General features: G+C 75.2%; 3 protein-coding genes. All 3 read left to right on the forward strand.

The features are described from left to right. On the forward strand, nt 1–410 hold a 410-nt coding region (locus DJ74_RS03005; protein WP_254922127.1), incomplete at its 5' end, for an adenosylcobinamide amidohydrolase. Next, nucleotides 407–1,159: a cob(I)yrinic acid a,c-diamide adenosyltransferase gene (locus tag DJ74_RS03010; RefSeq protein WP_094523278.1), complete on the forward strand. Its 753-nt coding sequence runs from the start codon at nt 407–409 to the stop codon at nt 1,157–1,159. The genes DJ74_RS03005 and DJ74_RS03010, both read left to right, overlap by 4 nt. Nucleotides 1,160–1,183: 24 nt before the next feature. Further along, nucleotides 1,184–1,730 (forward strand): AAA family ATPase (locus DJ74_RS03015; protein ID WP_176451298.1); only part of this gene is annotated, 547 nt, incomplete at its 3' end.

Consider the following 1,730-nt stretch of genomic DNA (forward strand, 5'->3'; position numbering starts at 1 on the left):
GAGAGCCCGGGGACGGCGCTCGGGAGCGCGAGCCCGAGGCGGCGACCGAGGACCGCCCGCGACCCGGCACGGTCAACCTGATCGTCGGGACCACCCGGCGGCTCGCGCCCGGCGCCGCCGCGAACCTCGTCTCCGTCGCGGCCGAGGCGAAGGCGGCGACCCTGCTCGCGACCGCGGGCGTGCCGGGCACGACGAGCGACGCGGTCGCGGTCGCCGACGACCCGAACGGGGAGCCGGCGGCGTTCTCGGGCAGCGCCACGCCGGTCGGCGCGGCGGCCCGCGCCTGCGTCCGGGACGCGGTGCGCGCGAGCCTGCGGTCGCGGTACCCGGACGGCGACCTGCCCGGTCCGGCCGGCGACGCCGAGCACGGCGTCGTCGCCGACGAGCGGGCGGAGGTCTTCGACCCATGACACACGACGACACAGACACCGACGGCGACGCGGACGTATCGACCGACGAGGAACCGACCGACGGCGACGAATCGGCGGCCGAGCACCCGGCGTCCCGGACTCCCGGCGGCGGCACGGCCCCCGAACCGGAGCCGATCGAGCCGGCCGCGCCCGAGGAGTTCGGGCTCGTGCAGGCCTGGTGGGGCGACGGGAAGGGGAAGACGACGGCGGCGATGGGGATGGGATTCCGGGCCGCGGGGCACGGCTACCGCGTCCACATGCTCCAGCTCATGAAGGGGGGCGCGGACAGCGTCGAGGGCGTCAGGGGCGAGTACAACGCGATCGCCGCGATGCCGGGGTTCACATACGAGAACGCCGGCCACTACGGCTGGCACGGACTGCTCGACGGCTCCGCGGACGGCGAGCACGAGGCGAAGGCCGCGGCCGCCTTCGAGCGCGCCGAGGCGCTCGTCGCCGGCGCCGCCGACGCGGACCTGACGGCGCCGCTCCCGCTCGACGGCGACCCCGACGACGGGGTCCACATGCTGATCGTCGACGAGCTGCTGTACGCGGCCGACCGCGGCCTCGTCGACCCTGGGGACGTGGTCGCGCTCGCGGAGTCGAAGCCGGACGGGCTCGAGCTCGTCCTCACCGGGAGCCACGCGGAGCCGGCGTACCTGGACGGCGTCGCCGACCTGATCACGAACGTCCGGAAAGTGGCGCACCCCTTCGACGCGGGACACCGGGCGCGGCGGGGGACGGAGTACTGACGTGACCGCCGACTTCCGACCCGGATGACCGACCCCGACGCCGAGACGGTCCTGATCGCCGGCACGGCGAGCCACGCCGGCAAGAGCACGCTGGCGGCCGGGCTCTGCCGGCACCTCGCGCGGAACGGGGTCTCGGTGGCGCCGTACAAGGCGCAGAACATGAGCAACAACGCCCGGGTCGCCTTGGCGCCGGACGGCGAGTGGGGCGAGATCGGCGTCTCCCAGCACGTGCAGGCCCGGGCCGCCCGGGTCCCGGCGACGACCGACATGAACCCCGTGCTGCTCAAGCCGCGCGGCGACGGCGAGAGCCAGCTGATCGTCGACGGCGAGGCGGTCGGCCACTACGCGGCCGGCGAGTACTACGAGTCGCACTGGGAGGCCGCCCGCGAGGCGGCGGTCGCGGCGCACCGCCGACTGGCGGCCGACCACGACGTGGTCGTCGCGGAGGGGGCGGGCAGCATCGCCGAGATCAACCTCCACGACCGGGACCTCGCGAACGTCGAGTGCGCCCGCTTCGCCGACGCCAGAATCGTGATCGCGGTCGACATCGAGCGCGATCACGATTCTGGCG

It is taken from the genome of Halorubrum sp. Ea8 (assembly GCF_002252925.1).
Taxonomy (GTDB): Archaea; Halobacteriota; Halobacteria; order Halobacteriales; family Haloferacaceae; genus Halorubrum.

Coding starts and splice junctions, on each gene's coding strand:
- DJ74_RS03010 (WP_094523278.1), top strand. CDS start 407: ATGACACACGACGACACAGACACCGACGGCGACGCGGACGTATCGACC.